The sequence below is a fragment of the Martelella sp. NC20 genome (assembly GCF_013459645.1).
Lineage (GTDB): Bacteria > Pseudomonadota > Alphaproteobacteria > Rhizobiales > Rhizobiaceae > Martelella.
Genome location: NZ_CP054861.1, coordinates 980,001 through 997,951, shown reverse-complemented (window position 1 = coordinate 997,951; position 17,951 = coordinate 980,001). Strand labels below are relative to the sequence as shown.

11 protein-coding genes (1 of these 11 only partly in view) are annotated in these 17,951 nt (G+C 63.8%); 10 read left to right on the top strand and 1 reads right to left on the bottom strand.

All coding sequences use genetic code 11. From position 1 onward, the window contains the following. Nucleotides 1-12: 12 nt before the first annotated feature. The 5 genes from addB to rlmN all read left to right on the top strand — a co-directional run bounded on the left by addB (nucleotide 13) and on the right by rlmN (nucleotide 10,212). Nucleotides 13-3,183, top strand: coding sequence for a double-strand break repair protein AddB (addB, locus tag HQ843_RS04875; RefSeq protein ID WP_246710281.1), 3,171 nt, complete (start codon nucleotides 13-15; stop codon nucleotides 3,181-3,183). Next, nucleotides 3,173-6,694 (top strand): double-strand break repair helicase AddA, encoded by a 3,522-nt coding sequence (gene addA, locus HQ843_RS04870; protein WP_180899581.1) that lies wholly within the window; start codon nucleotides 3,173-3,175, stop codon nucleotides 6,692-6,694. Before addB ends, addA begins: the two co-directional genes overlap by 11 nt. 37 nt (nucleotides 6,695-6,731) lie before the next feature. Further along, a complete protein-coding gene (trxA, locus tag HQ843_RS04865) occupies nucleotides 6,732-7,121 on the top strand; it encodes a thioredoxin (protein ID WP_256432940.1) in 390 nt (129 codons plus the stop codon). Between the two features lie 129 nt (nucleotides 7,122-7,250). Next, nucleotides 7,251-8,819, top strand: coding sequence for a glucan biosynthesis protein (locus HQ843_RS04860; RefSeq protein ID WP_180899583.1), 1,569 nt, complete (start codon nucleotides 7,251-7,253; stop codon nucleotides 8,817-8,819). A gap of 175 nt (nucleotides 8,820-8,994) precedes the next feature. After that, nucleotides 8,995-10,212 carry a 23S rRNA (adenine(2503)-C(2))-methyltransferase RlmN gene (rlmN, locus tag HQ843_RS04855; RefSeq protein ID WP_180899584.1) on the top strand — a complete coding sequence of 406 codons (1,218 nt, stop codon included), beginning with the start codon at nucleotides 8,995-8,997 and terminating at the stop codon, nucleotides 10,210-10,212. Nucleotides 10,213-10,218: 6 nt separating this feature from the next. On the opposite strand, the gene HQ843_RS04850 is transcribed toward rlmN, so the two are convergent. After that, the gene (locus HQ843_RS04850) at nucleotides 10,219-10,869 is read right to left on the bottom strand and encodes a LysE family translocator (RefSeq protein WP_180903422.1); all 651 of its coding nucleotides are present in this window, start codon (nucleotides 10,867-10,869) and stop codon (nucleotides 10,219-10,221) included. A 152-nt stretch (nucleotides 10,870-11,021) separates the two neighbouring features. Between HQ843_RS04850 and HQ843_RS04845 the strand changes: the two genes are divergently transcribed. The 5 genes from HQ843_RS04845 to HQ843_RS04825 form a co-directional block, all read left to right on the top strand. Next, nucleotides 11,022-11,987, top strand: a complete 966-nt coding sequence (locus HQ843_RS04845; protein WP_180902317.1) for a phosphoribosylaminoimidazolesuccinocarboxamide synthase — start codon at nucleotides 11,022-11,024, stop codon at nucleotides 11,985-11,987. Next, nucleotides 11,987-12,589 (top strand): TetR/AcrR family transcriptional regulator, encoded by a 603-nt coding sequence (locus tag HQ843_RS04840; RefSeq protein WP_180899585.1) that lies wholly within the window; start codon nucleotides 11,987-11,989, stop codon nucleotides 12,587-12,589. Before HQ843_RS04845 ends, HQ843_RS04840 begins: the two co-directional genes overlap by 1 nt. A 145-nt stretch (nucleotides 12,590-12,734) precedes the next feature. Further along, nucleotides 12,735-13,979 carry an efflux RND transporter periplasmic adaptor subunit gene (locus tag HQ843_RS04835; protein ID WP_180899586.1) on the top strand — a complete coding sequence of 415 codons (1,245 nt, stop codon included), beginning with the start codon at nucleotides 12,735-12,737 and terminating at the stop codon, nucleotides 13,977-13,979. Nucleotides 13,980-14,027: 48 nt separating this feature from the next. Further along, nucleotides 14,028-17,162, top strand: coding sequence for an efflux RND transporter permease subunit (locus tag HQ843_RS04830; RefSeq protein WP_180899587.1), 3,135 nt, complete (start codon nucleotides 14,028-14,030; stop codon nucleotides 17,160-17,162). 96 nt (nucleotides 17,163-17,258) lie between these two features. Beyond that, nucleotides 17,259-17,951: the start of an efflux transporter outer membrane subunit gene (locus HQ843_RS04825; protein WP_180899588.1), read on the top strand. It continues 705 nt past the right edge of the window; only the first 693 of its 1,398 coding nucleotides appear in the window; its start codon is at nucleotides 17,259-17,261; its stop codon lies off the right edge, out of view.

Sequence of the window (17,951 nt, the reverse complement as noted above, 5' to 3'; positions counted from 1 at the left end):
GGGCGGGCGAGATTGTGGACGATACCGCCGGGGGTCGCGTTCCTGGACAGCCTTGCCGCCCGCCTACTCGATGGCAGCCTGACGGATAAATTCCGTCATGACCCCGAAAACCCGCTGGCGCTCGCCGATGTGAAAATATTCCTGCCCACCCGCCGCGCGGTCCGCGAACTGCGGGCCTCTTTTGCCGCCCAACTCGGCGGCGAGGCGGCGATATTGCCGGAAATTCGCGCGCTTGGCGAAGTCGACGAGGATGAGGGGTATCTCGGCGAAAGCCTGCCGGAGGCCGCGGAAGCGCTGCCGCCGATCGAGCCGGTGCCGCGCCTGCTGGAGCTTGCCGGCCTGATCCTGCCCTGGCGCAACCGGCTTTCCGATGAGCTTGCGGGCCTTCACGGCGGCTCGCCGCTGGTGGCGCCGGCAAGCCCGGCGGATGCGGTCTGGCTTGCCCGCGACCTTGCCGAACTGATCGATGCGCTGGAGACCGAGCGGGTCGGCTGGGATCGGCTTTCGGCGCTGGAACAGGACAATTACGCCGTCTGGTGGCAGTTGACCGCCGAATTTCTCGGCATCGCGGCAATCTATTGGCCGGGCCGGCTCGATGAGCTTGGCCGTTCTTCCGCGGTCGCCCATCGCAACGGCCTGCTTGCCGGCGAGGCGGAGCGGCTTGGCACCCTTTCATCACCCGTCATTATTGCCGGCTCGACCGGCTCCGTGCCGGCGGTGGCCGAACTGATCGCGGCGGCAGCGGCGATGGAAAACGGCGTGATCGTGCTGCCCGGCCTCGATACCGCCATGCCGGAGGCGGACTTTCAGGCGCTGACGGCGGCCGACCCCAACCCGGCCATGCCCGATCCCTCGATCCGCAGCCATCCGCAATATGAAATGGCGCGGCTGGTCGCGCGTCTCGGGCTTTCGCGAGCCGATTTCGCGACGCTGGAGACGCCGGAGCCCGACCTGGCCGCGCGGCACGCGGTGCTCGCCGCCGCCTTCGCGCCGGCCGAGGCGACCGATCGCTGGGAGGGCTGGCGCGAAGCGATCGCGCCCGCCGATATCGCGCGCGGCTTTGGCGATGTCGCGATGATCGAGGCGGCCAATGAGCGTCAGGAAGCGGTCGCGGTCGCCATTGCCCTCCGGCTGGCGCTGGAACAGGAAACGGAGCACGGAAGGCCGGCGCGCGCGGCGCTGATCACGCCCGACCGCGATCTCGCCCGGCGTGTGGCGGCCGAACTCGGGCGATTCCAGATCGAGGCGGATGATTCCGCCGGCACCCCGCTTGCCGCGACCGGACAGGGCACGCTGCTGGCGCTGATGCTGGAGACGGCGCTGAAGCCGGGCGATCCGGCGACCCTTGCCGCGCTTTTGAAACATCCGCTGGCCCGTTTCGGCCTTTCGGCCCGTGCCATGCGCGGGGCGGCTGCCGCCTTCGAACTGCTGGCGCTTCGAGGCGGTACGCGGCCGGTCGCGCTCGGACATCTCGAGGGATTTGTCGATGATGCGCTGGAAAAGCAGAAGGACGACCGGCATCCGCCGCGCTGGCGCACGGCGCTACCGAAAACCGCAGGCGAGGATGCCCGCGATCTTGCCCGCCGCATCGATGCCGCGCTCGAGCCGCTGATCGAAACCCATGTGGCGCGCGGGCCGGACCGGGCGCCGATCACCGAAAGCCTGGCGCTTGCCGACTGGGCGGCGCGCACCGGCCGGGCGCTGGAGGCGGTGGCGCGGGGCAGCGACGATGATCTCTCAGTGCTGTGGAGCGGGGAGGCGGGCGAGCGCCTTGCCGCCATGCTTTCCGAAATCATGGGGTCCATGACGCCGATCGAGGCCGACGGGCCGCAATGGATCGAGATCGTCGCGGCGCTTTCCGCCTCCGAGGCGGTCAAGCCGCGCCAGATGGGCAATCCGCGCGTGTTCATCTTCGGGGCGGTCGAGGCCCGGCTGCAACAGATGGATACGATCGTGCTCGGCGGCATGAATGAGGGCGTCTGGCCGACCCAACCGAAGAACAATCCGTTCCTGTCGCGCGGCATGAAGGCCGAGATCGGGCTGGAGCCGCCGGAAAAGCGGGTCGGCCAGCTCGCCCATGATTTCTGGATGGCGGCCGGCGCGCGCCGTCTCGTGGTCTCGCGGGCGCTGCGGCAGGGCACAGCGCCGACGGTCGCCAGCCGCTGGCTGCAACGGTTGCTGGCCTTTGGCGGGCCGGACCTTGCGGCAGATCTCGCACGTCGCGGCGCGGTCTATCGCGACTGGGCCGGAGAACTGGATGCCGCCCCGCGCCAGCCGATCCCCGGCCGCCCGGCGCCCTACCCGCCGGCCGAGCGCCAGCCGGAACGCTATTCCTTCTCCGAGATCGGCAGGCTCAGGCGCGACCCTTACGCGGTCTATGCCCAGAAGGTGCTGAAACTCGATCCGCTGCTGCCGTTCAACGCCGATCCCGGCGTCAAGGAGCGCGGCATCCTCTATCACGCGCTGGCCGAGCGCTTCGTCAAGTCCGGGGTGAGCCCGGACAGCGATGAAGGCAGGGCGGTGATGGACGAGATCATCGCAGCACTATTGTTTGCGGCCGAGCTTGCGCCGCATCTGGAGGTGAGCTGGGTGCCGCGCCTTCGTTCGGTCGCCGCCGAGTTCCTGGCGTTCGAGACGCGCCGGCGGGCGCTGACGCCGATCGAGCAATCGCTGACGGAGGTTGCGGCCGGCTTCGATATCCCGCTGGCGGGGGTGCGGCTCACCGGCATCGCCGACCGGATCGACATGCTGGCTGGCGGCGGCGCCGAGATCATCGATTACAAGACCGGTTCGTCGCCCTCGCTGAAACAGGCCCGCACCCTGCTCGACCCGCAACTGCCGCTGGAGGCCGCGGCGCTGGCAGCGGGCGGCTTCAAGGGCGTTGCGCCGACGGAGGCTGCAAGCCTGCAATATGTGCGGCTGCGCCCGGCCCACCGGTTTATGAGCGAAATGCTTGAAAAGGCGGAGACCGGCAAGGAAGCGGCGATCACCGCGGAAGACCTTGCCCGCGACGCGCTCAGGGAATTCACCCGTTTCGTGATCGCGCTGAAATCCGGCGAGCGGCCTTTCGCCTCGCGGCTGGTGCCGGCGAGCGCGCGCGATTTTTCAGGCGAGTATGATCATCTGGCCCGCGTTGCCGAATGGTCGACCGCCGATGACGGGGAGGGCGGCGATGACGATTGAGAGCGGCCCCGGTCATGATGCCGACGCCGAGACCTGGCTGTCCTGGACCACGGGCCGCCAGCGGCTCGCCTCCGATCCGGCCCGTTCCGTCTGGGTGTCGGCCAATGCCGGTTCGGGCAAGACCCATGTTCTGACCCAGCGCGTCGTCCGGCTGCTGCTGGCGGGCGCAAGGCCGTCGGCGATCCTCTGCCTCACCTATACCAGGGCGGCGGCATCGGAAATGTCGAACCGGGTGTTCCGCAGGCTGGCCGAATGGGCGGTGCTGCCGGAGGCGGCCCTTGCCGGCGAGATCGCCGAGATCGAGGGCGCGCGGCCGGATAGGCTGAAGATCGCGATGGCGCGGCGGCTGTTTGCCCATGCGCTGGAAACGCCGGGCGGGCTGAAGATCCAGACCATCCACGCCTTTTGCGAAGGCCTGCTGCACCGGTTTCCGCTGGAGGCCAATGTCGCCGGGCATTTCTCGGTGCTGGACGATACCGCCGCCGCCACGCTTCTGGCCGATGCCCGGCTCGGATTGCTGACGGCGACGGCCAGCCGCGATGACCCGGATCTGTCGCGGGCGTTTCAGACCGTGCTGGACATCGCCGATGACAGCGGACTTGAAAAGCTGCTGGGCGAGATCGTGCGCAACCGCCATGCGATCCGGCCGTTTCTGGAGGCTGCCCGCGGGCGGCTCGGGGAGGCCTTGCGCAAGGCCTATGATCTTGCCCCGGACGCCTCGCTCGAAACGATTGCCGGGGCGGCGTGGCCGCTTCCGGAGCTTGGCGAGGGCAATCTTTCCGCCTTGATCGCGATCGCGCGGGCCGATGGCGGCAGCCGCGCCGGGCAATTCGCCGATACGCTTGCTGCGGCGTTTTCAGTCGATGATGCGACCGTCCGGTTCGGTCACCTGGAAGAGGCGTTTCTGACCAAGGCCGGCGTGCCGAAGGCGGAGCGCACGCTGGTGTTCAAGAGCCTGCGCGACAAGGCGCCCGAGATTGCCGAGGCGGTGATGGCTTCGGCAGAGCATGTTTTCGCGGTGCGCGATATGCTCGTCCGCTACCGGATCTTTGAAAAGACGCTTGCGGCGCTGACGCTCGCCGACCGGCTGGACCGGCGTTACGAGGAACTGAAGCGGCGGCGCGGCAAGCTCGATTTCGAGGATCTGATTGCCCATGCCGCGGGCCTTCTGACCCGTCCCGATTCCGGCCAGTGGATCCACTACAAGCTCGATCAGGGCATCGACCATATTCTGGTCGATGAAGCGCAGGACACGGCCCCTTTGCAATGGGACGTGGTGCGCGCGCTGAGCGAGGACTTCTTTTCCGGGGCCGGCGCGCGGCCGGGCCGGCGCACCATGTTTGCCGTTGGCGACGAGAAGCAGTCGATCTATTCGTTTCAGGGCGCGCGGCCCGAGCGCTTTGCCGCCGAGGGCCGGATGACGGAGCGGCGGGTCTCGGCGATCGACGCCGATTTTGTCCGGATCGGCCTGCCGCTGTCGTTCCGCTCGACCGCCTCGGTGCTTTCGGCGGTCGACCTTGTGTTCTCGGTCCCCGAAAACCGCAAGGGGCTTTCGGCTGAAGATGAAGCCACCTCTCACATCTCCAACCGGATCGGCCATCCGGGCCGCGTCGAGGCGTGGGATGTGATCGCGCCGGCAGAAGTCATCGAGACCGACGACTGGACCGCGCCCTTCGACGCCACCCCCGACGAAGCGCCGGCGGCGATCCTCGCCCGGCGGATCGCCCACCGCGTCGCCGCCATGGTCGGAACCGAGACGCTGGTCGATGGCGATGTCAGCCGCACGGTGAGGGCCGGCGACATTCTGGTTCTGGTCAGGAAGCGCGATGCCTTCGTCAATGCGCTGACAAGGGCGCTGAAGTCGCCCTACGACATTCCCGTCGCCGGCGCCGACCGCTTGCGGCTGGCCGATCATATCGCGGTCAAGGACCTGATCGCGCTCGGCCGGTTCGCGGTGCTGCCGGAGGACGACCTTTCGCTTGCGGCACTGTTCAAGAGCCCGCTGCTTTCGCTTTCGGAAGACGATCTGTTCGCCGTGGCAGGGCTGCGCAAACCGGGCGAGCACGTCTGGTCGGCGCTCCGGCGGCTTGCGGGCGCGGGCGATGAGACGCTGGCCGCCGCAGTCGAGATGCTGGAACGGGTCGTCAGCGCCGCGCGAAGGCGCACCGCGTTTGACTTCTATGCCGGCATTCTGGCGCGGGAGGGCGGCAGGCGCGCCTTTCTCGCACGGCTCGGCAGCGAGGCCGGCGATATTCTCGACGAGTTCCTCAACGCCGCCAAGGGCCACGAGGATACCGGTCTGCCGGGCCTGCAGAGCTTTCTCGACATGCTGGAAGCCGGCGGGCTGGAGATCAAGCGCGAGCAGGATCAGGGCCGCAATGAAGTGCGGATCATGACCGCCCATGCCGCCAAGGGGCTGGAGGCGCCGGTGGTGTTTCTGGTCGATGGCGGCGGCAAGCCGTTCGAGACCCGCAATCTCTCGGGCTTTCGGGTGATGGCGGGCGATGTGCCGGTCTGGCACGGCAGCGGGCGCGATGCCGACAGTCTGGTTTCCGCCGATCTCGCCCGCCGCGAGGCCGAGGCGAAGGAGGAATATCGCCGGCTTCTCTACGTGGGCATGACGCGCGCCGCCGACCGGCTGATCGTGGCGGGCTATCGCGGCCGGACCGAGGTGCCGGATACCTGGCACCGGATCGTCTGGTCCGCGCTTTCAGGCGATCAGCGCACAAGCGAGACGGTGATGGCCGGTCCGGGCGGCGAGGAATGGCCGGCGCTGATCTTCGAGGAAAAAATTCCGCCGCGCCGGTTCGATGAGGCCAGGGCCGGAAAGGGGGCCTCGGAAAAGCCGCCGCTGCCCGAAGCGCTGCTGTCGCCGTTTCGCGAAGCCGCCCGTCCGCAGCCGCCGCTCAGCCCGTCGCGCGCCGGGATCGAGGTCGAAGACCCCGCGCCGTTGACGGCCTCGCCGTTGTTTGAAAAGCCGGAGATCAATCTGGCGTTGGAACGCGGCCGGCTGGTGCACCGGCTGTTGCAGATATTGCCGGGGTTCGAGACCGATGACCGCGACGCCGCCTGCCGGCGCTATCTCGACCGCGCGGCGTTTTCGCTGCCGGATGAGGAGCGCGCGGCGATTGCGAGAAGCGTGATGGCGGTGATCGGCGATCCCCGGTTGCAGCCTTTGTTTGCATCCTCGGCGCGTCCGGAAGTCTCGATTGCCGGAACCGTCCGGCTTGTCGGCGGAGCCTATACCGTTTCCGGCCGGCTCGACCGGCTGGCGGTTGAGGACGGGCGTGTGCTGCTGGCCGATTTCAAGACCAACCGCAACCCGCCGGGCGAGGGCGAGACGCCGCCCTTCAGCCATGTGGCGCAGATGGCGGTCTATCGCGAAATCCTGAAGCCGCTCTACCCGGAAAGCGCGATCGATTGCCTGCTGATCTATACCGAGACGGCGGCGGTGCGGGTGCTGACGGACGGGGAACTTGCCGTCGCCCTTGGGGCGCTTGCGACAAAGTGAAAGCGGCAGCATTGATTTTTTCTCAAACCATGCTCACATGACCGGCAAGATTTGCGAAAGAAGCCGGTCTCCGGGTGCTTTCGGCAACGCAAGGAGTTTTCAAATGACGACAGTCAAGGTCACTACAGCCAATTTCAAGCAGGAAGTGCTTGAATCCGACCAACCCGTCGTGGTCGATTTCTGGGCCGAATGGTGCGGCCCGTGCCGGATGATCGGTCCGAGCCTGGAGGAAATCGCCGCGGAAATGGACGGCAAGGTCAAGATCGCCAAGGTCAATGTCGATGACAATCCGGATCTGGCGGTGCAGTACGGGGTCCGTTCGATCCCGATGCTTGCCATGTTCAAGGGCGGCGAACTCGCCGACGTCAAGGTGGGCGCGGCACCCAAAACCGCGCTTTCGAGCTGGATTTCCGGCGTCGTCGGCTGACTGCCGCCACATTCTGCATCTACGAAGCCCGCCATTGCGCGGGCTTTTTTCGGTCGGGACGGAACCTGGCGGGCCTGGCGACGTTTCTGTCTTCAGCATATCCATGGCCAAACCGGAGTTTACCTCTCGATGACGATCCGTTCTGTTTCGCCCTCTGTTCTCCGCCTGCTCGTTGTCCCGCTGATCCTGCTTCCCGCAGCGGCCTTCGCCTTCGAGCCCGAACTCGGCCCGGCAAAGCCGTTCTCGTTCGAAACGCTCGCCGAAGACGCGAAGGCGCTTTCCGAAAAGCCGTTCGAACCCTATCCGGTTGAGCAGCCGGAACTGTTCGAGAAGATCGATTACGACGCCCACTGGAAGATCAGGTTCCGCACCGACCATACCGTCGATGTCGGCGATGCGCCGGTGCAGTTCTTCCATCAGGGCCGCTATTTCAAGGAACCGGTGACGATCAATCTGGTGACGGACGGCGAGGCCCGCGAGGTGGTCTACAGCGCCGATTATTTCGACATGCCGGAGGACAGTCCCGCAAAGGCGGTCGAGGATGTCGCCGGCTGGGCCGGCTTCCGGGTGATGCGGCCGGATATGAAAACCGACTGGATTTCCTTCCTCGGCGCCAGCTATTTCCGCACCGACGGCCCCGACAGGCAATACGGCCTGTCGGCGCGCGCGCTGGCGATCGATACCGGAATGTCGACGGCGGAGGAATTTCCGCGCTTTACCGCCTTCTATCTTGAGGAAGACGAGAAGGCGGCAGACAGCGCGGAAGACAGCATCGTCATCTATGCGCTGCTCGACAGCCGGAGCGTGACCGGGGCCTACCGGATCGAGGCTGAAAACGTCGATGGCGAGGGGCAGGTGCTGCATATCGAGAGCCGGCTGTTCTTCCGCGATGCGGTGGAGCGTCTCGGCGTCGCGCCGCTGACCTCGATGTACTGGTATTCCGAGACCCACCGCAACATGGCCTTCGACTGGCGTCCGGAAGTGCATGACAGCGACGGGCTGGAAATCGCGACCGGTTCGGGCGAGCAGATCTGGCGTCCGCTCAACAATCCCGACCGGGTGGTGACGTCGAGCTTCTATGACGACAACCCGAAGGGCTTCGGCCTGATCCAGCGTGATCGCGATTTCGATCACTATCTCGATGACGGGGTTTTCTACAACCGCCGCTCTTCCGCCTGGATCACGCCCGAGGGCGACTGGGGCAAGGGTGTGGTGCAGCTTGTCGAACTGCCCTCCGATGACGAGATCTATGACAATATCGTTGCCTACTGGCTGCCGGAAGACCTGCCTGAAGCGGGCGACGAGCGCGATTTCGCCTATACGCTGACCTGGGCGCCGAGGGGACCGGACAACGCGGTTCTGGCCGAAACAAAGGCGAGCCGGATCGGTCGCGGCGGTGTGCCCGGCCAGCCAAGGCCCGACGATCAGATCAAGGTGGTTGTCGAGTTTTCCGGCGCGGGCGTTGCGGGGCTGACGATGGAGGACGGGATCGAGCCCGAGGTCAGCGTCGGGCCGGGCGCCGAACTGCTCGATGCCTTCGCCATGCCGATCGTCGGGACCGATGACTGGCGGCTGACCTATGACCTGAAATTCGAGGAGACCGCCGATACGATCGATGTCCGCGCCTATCTTTCAAAGGATGGCGAGGCGCTGACGGAAACCTGGCTCGGCCAGTTCCATCCTGGGCAGTTCCGATAGGCGGCGCGATGGCGGCGGCGTCCCGCAAGGGATGACGCCGCCGCAATTTGGTGCTATAGGCTCGGCGCAAAAGGGCGGCTTGTGAGCGCGCCCTGCGTTTTTCATTGCTTTTTCGCGGGTTCGCCCTGCCGCCTGAATGGCTGGCGGCGAATGGCCGCATTGCCGGAGCCAGACCATGTCCGTAGCCGAAATCGAACTTGAAGCCCAGCGCGCCGGGCCGAGGCCTGCCAAGGGCAAGACGGCGCTGATCGGCCTTTCCAAGCCCGAGATGGCGGAAGCGCTGGCATCGATCGGGGTTGCCGACAAGCAGCTCAAGATGCGGGTCAGTCAGCTCTGGAACTGGCTTTATGTGCGCGGCGTCGCCGATTTTGACGAGATGACCAATATGGCGAAGGATCTCCGGCTGAAGATGGCCGAGGCCTTCGATATCGCCCGTCCGGAAATCGTCACCGAGCAGATTTCGACCGACGGCACCCGCAAATGGCTGATCCGCTTTCCGGCCCATGGCGCGGGCCGGCCGGTCGAGATCGAGACCGTCTATATTCCGGAAGAGGATCGCGGCACGCTCTGCATTTCGAGTCAGGTCGGCTGCACGCTGACCTGTTCCTTCTGTCACACCGGGACGCAGCGGCTGGTGCGCAATCTGAGGCCCGAGGAAATCCTCGCTCAATTGCTCGTCGCCCGCGACGCGCTCGGTGATTTTCCGAACCGCGACGCGCCCAATGGCGCCTTCATCCCGGAATCCGACCGCAAGGTCACCAATGTCGTGATGATGGGCATGGGCGAGCCGCTTTATAATTTCGACGCCGTGAAGAAGGCGCTGCTGATCGCCTCGGCCGAGGACGGGTTGTCGCTGTCGAAGCGCCGGATCACGCTGTCGACCTCCGGCGTGGTGCCGGAAATCTACCGCACCGGCGACGAGATCGGCTGCATGCTGGCGATTTCGCTGCATGCGGTGCGCGACGATCTGCGCGACCTGCTGGTGCCGATCAACAAGAAGTATCCGCTGCAAGAACTGATCAGGGCCTGCCGCGAATATCCGGGCGTTTCGAATGCCAGGCGCATCACCTTCGAATATGTGATGCTGAAGGACGTCAATGACAGCCTCGCGGACGCCCGCGACCTGGTGAAGCTGCTGAAGGGCGTGCCGGCCAAGATCAACCTGATCCCGTTCAACCCGTGGCCGGGTTCGAATTATCAGTGTTCCGACTGGGAGACGATCGAACGCTTCGCCGATTTCATCAACAAGGCCGGCTACGCCTCGCCGATCCGCACCCCGCGCGGCCGCGACATCCTCGCCGCCTGCGGCCAGCTCAAGTCGGAATCCGAGCGCATGCGCAAGACCGAACGCCTCGCCTATGAGGCGATGATGATCGCCAATCACGGTGATTGAGGCGGGTCAGCGCGCCTGCGTCAGCAATATCTTCACCGCAAACAGCGAAAACACGCCGGCGAACAGGTAGTCGATCATTCTGAGTACCCGCTTGTGAGCCTTCAGCCAACCGGAAAGCCGGTGGGCGGCGAGTACGATGGCGATCGTGGGCAGGATGGCGACCACGATGAAGGTGAAGCCGAGGAAGATCAGCTTGCCGGTCACGTTCGGATCATCGGGCGTGACGAATTGCGGCAGGAAGGTCATGAAGAAGATGATCACCTTGGGGTTCAGGAGATTGACCCAGAAACCGTTCGCCATCGCCGCCTTCAGCGAGCCGCGCCTGCGTTCGGGTCTCGCCTCCGCTTCCAGCACGAAATTATTGCCCTTGCGGATCGCCATCACCGCGATCCAGAGCAGATAGGCCGCGCCGCCGCTCTTGAGGATGAAGAAGGCGGTGGGTGAGGCGATGATCAGCGCCGACACCCCGAAGGCGACCAGCATGGTGTGGACGCAGATGCCGAGATTGGTGCCGACAAGCACCATCAGCCCTGCCGCGCGCCCCTCGCCGAGCGCCTTGTTGATCGACAGCGTCATGTCGGGGCCAGGCGTCAGCGCCAAGAGCAGCGTCGCCGCCGAAAACGCGAGAAGCACGGGAAGCGATGGGATGATATCCATGGTGTCACCTGAAAGCGACGGCGAAAAGAGCGCGCCCCTTCGCCATGTCATTGTGATTGCCGTGTAGGTTAACAATCTGTAATGAGGGCGGAGGGGCTTTGCAATATCGTGCCGCGGTCCCGATGCATGAGACATGAGCGAGGGACCTGTTGTTGCGCATTCTCGAGGAAGCCTTTTTTCCGGAGCTGCCGAATTATTACCGCGGCAAGGTCAGGGAAAACTATGACCTGCCGGATGGCCGCCGGATCATCATCACCACCGACCGCATCAGCGCGTTCGACCGGGTGCTGGCGTCGATACCGCACAAGGGCGCGATCCTGACACAGGTCGCTCGCTTCTGGTTCGAGGAAACCGCCGATATCGCCGCCAATCACGTGGTCGCCTATCCCGATCCGAATGTGGTGGTCGGCAAGCGGCTCGAGATCCTGCCGGTCGAGATCATCGTGCGCGGCTATCTGGCCGGCACCACTGATACCTCGATCCTGACCCGCTACAAACGCGGCGAGCGGACGATCTACGGCATCGATTTTGCCGATGGCATGCGCGACAATGAAGCACTGCCCGACCCGATCATCACGCCCACCAGCAAGGCTTTCGATGGCGGCCACGACGAACCGCTGACGGCGGCCGAGATCGTTGAAAAGGGTCTTCTGACCGAGGCCCAGTGGGATGAGGTCTCGTCGACGGCGCTGAAGCTGTTTGCGCGCGGGCAGGAGATTGCCGCCGGCCGCGGACTGATCCTTGCCGATACCAAATACGAGTTCGGCACGGATGCCGACGGCAATATCCTGCTTGCCGATGAAATTCATACGCCGGATTCGAGCCGTTACTGGATGGCGGAAAGCTATGACAGCCGGTTTGCGGCGGGCGAGCGGCCGGAAAGCTTCGACAAGGACTTCATCCGCTCCTGGGTGGCGGCGCGGTGCGACCCCTACAGCGATCCGATTCCGGAGATTCCGGCCGACGTCGTGCTTGCGGCATCGAAGGTTTATGCGAAGGCGTTCGAGATGATCACCGGCCAGCGGTTTTCCCCGGATGAAAGCGGCGACAGCGTGAAGGCGCGGATACGCGCCAATCTGATGGCCTATTACCCCCAAGGGAACTGGGACCGGGCGTGATGCGCAGACCACGGCGAACCGGCGAGGAGACAAGAGAGGCGATACTCGCGACGGCCGAGCGGCTTTTCCGCGAGCGCGGGTTTGCCGCCGTGTCGATCGCCGATATCGCTGCCGAACTCGACATGTCGCCGGCCAATGTGTTCAAGCATTTCAAGAGCAAGCTGACCCTTGGCCGGGCGATCGCCTACCGGCACGGCCGCAGGCTTGCCGGGCGCTGCGGCATCGAGGATTCCTCCGCGCCCCCTGACCAGAAGCTGACGCTTTTCCTTTCACGGCTCGCCCGCGAGCATGTCTATGACAAGCTTGAGAATCAGTATCTTTTCGAGATGATTCCGCTGGTGCTCGAGGATCCCGCCAAGGGCGGGCGAATTTATCGCCGCCTGGTGGAGGATAAACTCTCCGCCCTGATCGGGGAAGCGATGGAGTCCGGAATATACCGGCCGGGCGATCCCGAGCGCGATGCCGGGGTGGTTGTCGACATGCTGGCAAGCGTACTCCACCCGAAAATGATGCATTGCGCCGATCCGGCAACGCTTTCGGCCAAAACGGCGCTGATCATCGAACTGATCGATGGCGGCCTGAAATACCGAGTTGCAAAGTGATGATTTCTAATATACGTCACTAAGACCATTATGGGGCAGTCAGCCTCATTCCGATCACGTGTGTGGCAGATATGTTGTTTCCTGCCACGTTTAGACTGTGTTAAGAAAACGACCATTGTTCATTTTCTATACTGGATAGGTGCCCATGCTGTCGCGCAAGCTTCCGATCGCTGCCTTTACCGTTCTCGCATTCGCGCTTGGCGCTTGTAGTGATGATGGCAAGAACCAACAGGCCGGTGGGCAGCAGCCTCCGCCGCCCAAGGTTGGCGTGATCACGATGTCGGAACAGACCGTTCCGCTGACCACGACCCTGCCGGCGCGGGCCGTCGCCTATCGGTATGCCGAGATTCGTCCGCAGGTGACGGGCATCATCGTCAAAAAGGCGTTCAAGGATGGCGCCCTGGTGGATGCCGGCGACCTGCTCTACGAGATCGAGCCGGATACCTACGAGGCCTCGCTTGCCTCGGCGCAGGCCAGTCTCGACAAGGCCAATGCGGTCGTTCCGGGCACCAAGGAAAATTACGAGCGCTATTCGCGGATCGTGAACACCGGCGCCACCGAGATTCAGGTGACCGACGCCAAGACCCAGTATGACACCGCGCTTGCAGATGTCAGCTCGGCGAAGGCGGCTGTGAAATCGGCGCAGATCAATCTCGATCATACCCAGATTACCGCGCCGTTCGGCGGCGTTCTCGGCGTTTCCAACGTCTCGGTCGGTAACCTTGCCTCCCCGACCGCGACCACCCAGCTGGTCGATCTCAGCCAGCTCGATCCGATTTATGTCGACATGTACGAATCAGCCGGGCAGGTTCTGTCGGCCACCGGCAAATATTCCGATTTCAAATCGGAAAGCGACCTCTCCAAGGTGAAGGTTGCGGTTCAGCTCGACGACGGCAGCACCTATGACGTGACCGGCAATCTCGACGTTTCGGCCCGCACGGTCGACCAGTCGACCGGCACGGTGAACCTGCGCGCCGTGTTCGATAACCCCGACCATGTTCTTCTTCCCGGCATGTTCGTGCGCGCGACGCTGACCGTTGCCGAGGAACAGGGCTATCTCATCCCGCAGCTCGCCGCCCAGATCGAGGCCGGTGGCAAGGTGTCCGCGATGTTCGTGACCGCCGACAACAAGATCGAGACGCGGGTCTTCGACGATGTGATGGTCTCCAACAATTCCTGGCTTGTGCAGAAGGGGGTTTCGGATGGCGATCGCCTGATCGTCGACGGCTTCCAGTCACTGGTTGGCGGGGTGACGCAGGTCACGCCGGTTCCGGCGAAGATCAATGACAAGGGCGTCGTGGTCGACGATACCCCCGCGTCCGGTTCTTCAGGCGGTTCTTCGGACGGTGGTTCGTCAAGCGCTACAGGATCAACAGGCGGAAATGGCTGAGCGTAAGGCTTGTTCAGGCACCAGAACCATGCGCTCGAGGTATGATTAATGGCTAATTTCTTTATCAACAGACCCGTTTTTGCCTGGGTGATCGCCATTGTGATCATGCTTATCGGCGGGCTTGGCATTTCCCAGCTCCCGATTTCCCAGTATCCGCAGATCGCGCCGACCACGATTTCGCTCAGCGCCAGCTATCCGGGCGCAAGCGCCAGAACCGTCGAAACGACAGTGACCAATGTTATCGAAGACGGGCTCACCGGCTTTGACGACATGCTCTATCTCACCTCGACATCGTCCCCGGGCCTCTCGCAGATTTCGGTGATCTTCGGGCCCGGCATCGATCCGGAAATCGCCCAGGTGGAGGTGCAGAACAAGCTGCAGCTCGTGCAGCCGCAGCTTCCGGACGTGGTGCGCAATCTCGGCATCACCGTCAGCCGTTCGTCCTCCAGCTTCCTGATGGTTGTCGCGCTGACCGACAGCAGCGGCCAGTATTCCGCCGCCGATCTCGGCAACATCATCGACAGCTCGATCAATGACAGCATTGCTCGCCTCGAGGGCGTTGGCAGTGTTCAGGGGTTTTATACCCCCTATGCGATGCGCATCTGGCTCGATCCCTACAAGCTCAACCAGTATAATCTGACGGTCGCCGACGTTTCGAACGCCATCCAGGCGCAGAACCAGCAGGTTGCCGTCGGCGATGTCGGCGGCAATCCCTCCGTTGACGGGCAGCAGCTCGTCATCACCGCCGTCTCCGCCACGCAGCTCGAAAACGTGACCGAGTTCCAGAATATCATCCTGAAATCGACCGAGAACGGCGCCACCGTTACGCTGTCGGATGTCGGCAGGGTCGAGCTCGGCCAGCAGTATTACCAGTACTACACCTATTATAACGGCCTGGCCGCGGCGGGCTTCGCCATCGAGCTTGCCAACGGCGCCAATGCGATCGACACCTCGAAAGCGGTGACCGATTTCATGGATTCGATCAAGCCGTCGCTGCCGCAGGGCGTCGACGTGATCTACCCCTACGACACCACGCCCTTCGTAGAATTGTCGATCGAGCAGGTGGTTGAAACCCTGTTTGAAGCGATCGTGCTGGTGTTCGTCGTTCTGCTGGTGTTCCTGCAGAACCTCAGGGCGACGATCATTGCCACAATTGTGGTGCCCGTGGTGTTGCTGGGCGCTTTCGGCGTGCTGGCCTTTGCCGGGTTCTCGATCAACACCCTGACCATGTTCGCCATGGTGCTGGCGATCGGTCTTCTGGTGGATGACGCGATCGTCGTTGTCGAGAACGTCGAACGCATCATGCATGAGGAGGGGCTGCCGCCGAAGGAGGCGACGCAGAAGTCCATGGGCGAGATCCAGGGCGCTCTGATCGGCATCGTGATGGTGCTGACGGCGGTGTTCATCCCGATGGCGTTCATCGGCGGCTCGACCGGCATTATCTATCGCCAGTTCTCGATCACGATCGTGGCGGCGATGATCCTGTCGGTCATGGTGGCGATGATCTTCACCCCGGCACTGTGCGCCACGATGCTCAAGCCCGTCGATCCGACCAAGAAGGATCGCGGACTTTCGGGCTACTTCAACCGCGGCTTCGAAAGGGTGACCAACGGCTACGTCCATGGCGTCGGGTTCATGCTGCGGTGGCTGGTCCCGGTTTTCGCGGTTTTCGCGGTCCTGCTTTTCGGGGTCTACCACTACTTCATGCAGCTTCCGGAATCCTTCCTGCCTGATGAGGACCAGGGTTCGCTGTTCGTGATCGTCAACCTTCCGACGGGGGCGACGACGGAGCGCACCGGCGCCGTCACCGAGCAGGTGGGCAATTATTTCCGAACACAGGAGAAAGATGCCGTCGAAGCCGTGTTCACGGTGCTGGGCTTTTCCTTCGCCGGTCAGGGCCAGAACTACGCCATGGCGTTCATCGAGCTCAAACCGTTCGACGACAGAACCAAGGAGAGCCTGACCGCCGCGGCCGTGGCGCAGCGGGCCAACGGCTATTTCTACATGAATGTGCGCGATGCGCAGGTCTATGTGGTGCAGCCGCCGTCGATTCCCGGCCTCGGCCAGTCGACCGGCTGGACCGGCTATGTCGTCGACAGCGGCAATCAGGGCCAGGACGCGACGCTTGCGACGACCAACCGGATCATCCGGCAGATGAACACCGGGGGTATAGCCTCGCAGGTCCGCACCGATACCCAGCCGGACGAAACCCAGCTCAAGATCGCGATCGACGACCAGAAGGCCGGCGCTTACGGCGTCAGCATTTCCGAAGCGACGAGCATGCTGTCGACCATCTATGCCGGCTCGAACATCAACAACTTCACGCTCGACGACAAGGTGAAGAAGGTCTACGTGCAGGGCGATACGCCTTATCGCATGCAGCCCGAAGACATCTATCGCTGGTATGCGCGCAATACCGGCGGCGACATGGTGCCGTTCTCCGCCTTCACCGATATCGATTGGACCACCGGCGCTCCGACCCTGGCGCATTACAACGGCAATTCCGCTGTCGACATCCAGGGCGGGACCATGCCGGGCTTTGCGTCCGGGCAGGCCATGAACCAGCTTGTGGATATGGTCGAGCAGTCGCCTGGCGGGTTCACCGTGGCATGGACCGATATGTCGCTGCAGCAGGTGATCTCGGGCAATGAGGTGACATATCTCTACATCATCGCCATACTGTTCGTGTTCCTGTGCCTGGCGGCGCTCTATGAAAGCTGGAGCATTCCGTTCGCGGTGATCCTTGCGGTTCCGGTCGGCATTCTCGGCGCGGTTCTGGGTGCGCACTTCCTCGGTCAGGACAATGACATCTACTTCAAGGTCGGTATGCTCACCACAATGGGCCTGGCTGCGAAGAACGCCATTCTGATCGTGGAGTTTGCCCGCGAGCAAAGCGAGAAGGGTGATTCGCTCTACGACGCCACCATCCACGCCGCGCGGATGCGTCTCAGGCCGATCATCATGACCTCGCTCGCCTTCATCCTTGGCGTGACGCCGCTGGTGTTGGCGACAGGGGCGGGATCGGCGGCACAGAACGCCATCGGCATTGCCGTGTTCTTCGGCATGCTGGCGGCCACCACCCTTGGTATCTTCTTCGTTCCCTCGTTCTTCGTCGCCGTCTGCCGCATCATGGGCATCGGCAAGAAGGATGAGAAAGCGGCAGAAGAGCAACAGGTGGTTTAAAACAGCGTTAAGCATATTGCGCCGGGACCGGCCCGGCGCTTAGTAATAGGCCGTTGGTCCGCGTTGCGGTCCAGCCGAACTGACAGGATATTTCAGATGTTGTTGCGCCGTATTGCATCCGTTCCGCTGCTAATGGTTCTCCTGTCCGGCTGTGTTGTCGGGCCGGACTATGTGGCGCCGACAGCGGCGCTGCCGGACAAGTTCAGCGAAGGCGGGACCCAGTCCGTCGGCGATGTGACCGATGTCGCCTGGTGGAGCGCGTTCAACGATCCGCTCCTGACCGGTTACGTCCAGCAGGGCATGGCGCAGAACCTTTCGGTGCTTCAGGCACTTGAGGCGATCGTGCAGGCCGAGACCAATGTCGTGACCGCGACGGCGGGCGCCTATCCGCAGGTGAACCTCAATGGCTATGATACCGGCGGCGCCTCCGGCGGCGACGGCGCCTCGGCGAGTTCGCGAAAGATCACCAATACCTTCGGCGGATCGGTTCCGGTGTCCTGGGTGCTTGACCTGTTCGGCCTTTATGCCCGTTCCGGCGAGGCCGCGCTCGACCAGCTCGACTCTGCCTATGCAAGCGCGGATGTCGCCAAGCTCACGCTGATCTCCCAGCTGATCGACGCCTATGTCAACGCCCGCCTTTATCAGGAGCGCCTGTCGATCGCGCGCTCCAACCTCAACAGCCGGCGCGAAACGCTGCGCCTGACCCAGTTCCAGCTTGATGCCGGCGCGGCCTCCCGGCTCGACGTGGTTCAGTCGGAAGGCCTGGTGAATGCGCAGCTTTCCACGATC